Below are 2,300 nucleotides of genomic sequence, written 5' to 3'. Positions count from 1 at the left end.
CCGGCGAACATTGCCAAGCCGCGGCCCAAGGCGCCGTTCGATGTGACGGGGACGTGGTTCATCGATCTGCGCGAGGGGTTTGCCAAGTTCATGTTCGGGCCGCCGTACCCGAAGTTCTACAAGGAAGGGCGCGAGGCGCTGATCGAGAGCGCGCAGGCGGCGGCGGCGGGCAAGACCTACCGCGACGCGATCGGGCAGTGCTACCCGCCGGGGATGCCGATGGTGATGACGCGGGTGTGGCCGCAGAACTTCGTGCAGATCCCGACGGCGATCTTCATGATCAGCGGCTTCAACAACTCGGTGCGGACGATCTTCCTGGACGGGCGCGAGCACACCGATCCCGACATCGTCGTGCCGAGCTACAACGGCGAGTCGATCGGCCACTGGGAAGGCGATACGCTGGTGGTCGACACGCGCTACTTCGAGCCCGACCACCATTACATCGACACCGGCATTCCGATCTCCGACCAGTTCCACATGGTCGAGCGGATCAAGCTGCTGGACCAGGGCAAGACGATGCAGATCGAGTACGTGATGACCGACCCGGCGATGTGGGAAGGCGAGTGGCGCTCGACCAAGCGCTGGCTGCGCGCCGACGAGACCGACATCAACGAGGCCGAGTGCATCCTGCAGTACAACGAGCACTTGCCCGGCACCGAGCTGGGCAGCGAGACCGCCAGGGAGCGCGGCCAGACCGAGCTCAAGGGAGAACCCAATGCGAAGTAAGCTTACCGGCCTCGCGCTGCTGGGGGTGCTTGCCGCGGCGATGCCGGCTGCGGCGCACCACAGCTTTGCGATGTTCGACCAGAAGCAGATCGTCACGCTGCAGGGCAAGGTCCACGAGTTCCAGTGGACCAACCCGCACGCGTTCCTCGAGATCGACGACGCCAAGGGCAAGCGCTGGAGCCTCGAGCTCAACAGTCCGAACAATTTGAAGCGCCAGGGCTGGAGCCGCTCGGCGGTGAAGATGGGCGACGAGGTGACGGTGCGGATGAACCCCTTGCGCGACGGGCAGCCCGGCGGGCTGTTCCTCGATCTGAAGTTCGCGAGCGGCAAAGTGCTCGATTCCGGCTTGCCCAAGAACGGCCAGCCGGTGAACGTTCCCCGCCTTTAAGGATGCGAGACAAGGCCATGACCCGACCCCTCTTTCGATGGCTGCTCCCGGCGCTGGCGCTGCTTGGCGCTCCCGCGCTGGCGCACCACAGCTACGCGATGTTCGACATGACCAGGACGGTCGCGCTCGACGCCACGATCACCCAGTTCAAGTGGCAGAACCCGCACAGCTTCATGGAAGCCGACATCAAGACGCCCGACGGCACCGAGCACTGGGCGATCGAGATGACCGCGCCCAACAACCTCGTCCAGGAAGGCTGGAAGCGCACCACGGTCAAGCCGGGGGACCACGTGACGCTCTACGTCCACCCGCTCAGGAGCGGCGACAAGGGCGGCAGCTTCGCCGGGGTCAAGCTGGCCGACGGCACCACGCTCGGCCAGAGCACGTCGGGCAAGAAGAGCTGATGAAGCGGCTCGCCGGCGCCTCGCTCGCCGCCCTCCTCCTTGTCGGCGCGGCCCTCGAGCCGCTGGCGGCCCAGCAGCTCGGCGCGGCGACCCGGTCGTCGCCGCCGGCGGGGGTCAGGGAAGGGCAGGGGGCGGCCAACCCCAAGGGGCATTACGCCGCGCTCGACCAGCTGCCCGACTGGGGCGGGGTGTGGTTCCTCGCCTTCCGCGGCCGCGTCCCCGGCGCCGAGCCCGAGCCGACGCCCAGGCTCAAGGGCGAGTACCTCAAGCAGCACGACGCGATCGCCGCCGAGGCGCGGGCCAACAACGGGGTCACCCGGCGCGAGCGCTCGTACTGCAGCCCGCCGGGCATGCCCGGGATCATGCGCCTGGCGCAGTACCCCTACGAGTTCGTGTTCGCCCCCGGGCGGGTCACCATCAACCAGGAAGCGTGGATGCAGACGCGCACCATCTGGACCGACGGGCGGACCCACCAGGACGATCCCGATCCGACCTACATGGGCGATTCCATCGGCCACTGGGAGGGCGACACGCTGGTCGCCGACACCGTTGCCATCGATCCCGCGCTGGAGATCGATCACGGCTATCCCCACTCCGCCAAGCTCCACCTCGTCGAGCGCATCCACCTCGATCCCGCCGACCCCAACGTGCTCGTCGACGAAATGACCATGGAAGATCCCGACGCCCTCGCCGAACCCTTCCACACCACAGCCCGCTACCGACGCGACCGCTACGGCGCCCTCCTCGAGTTCGAATGCTCCCAAAACGACCGCAATCCGGTC

General features: G+C 67.3%; 4 protein-coding genes. All 4 read left to right on the top strand.

The genetic code is table 11. The annotated features are described in order from the left end of the window. A partial coding sequence (locus G7B69_RS16600) for a hypothetical protein (protein WP_207786059.1) occupies positions 1-726 on the top strand: 726 nt, incomplete at its 5' end. Further along, on the top strand, positions 716-1,114 hold the full coding sequence (locus G7B69_RS16595) for a DUF6152 family protein (protein ID WP_166181287.1): 399 nt from the start codon (positions 716-718) through the stop codon (positions 1,112-1,114). The genes G7B69_RS16600 and G7B69_RS16595, both read left to right, overlap by 11 nt. A 17-nt stretch (positions 1,115-1,131) precedes the next feature. Next, positions 1,132-1,518 (top strand): DUF6152 family protein, encoded by a 387-nt coding sequence (locus G7B69_RS16590; RefSeq protein ID WP_166181285.1) that lies wholly within the window; start codon positions 1,132-1,134, stop codon positions 1,516-1,518. Beyond that, positions 1,518-2,300: hypothetical protein (locus tag G7B69_RS16585; protein WP_166181284.1), on the top strand; the 783-nt coding region annotated here is incomplete at its 3' end. The genes G7B69_RS16590 and G7B69_RS16585, both read left to right, overlap by 1 nt.

This window comes from Croceibacterium segetis (assembly GCF_011320115.1).
GTDB lineage: Bacteria > Pseudomonadota > Alphaproteobacteria > Sphingomonadales > Sphingomonadaceae > Croceibacterium_B > Croceibacterium_B segetis.
The sequence above is the reverse complement of the archived record's forward strand: the minus strand, read 5'-3'. Positions and strand labels throughout refer to the sequence as shown.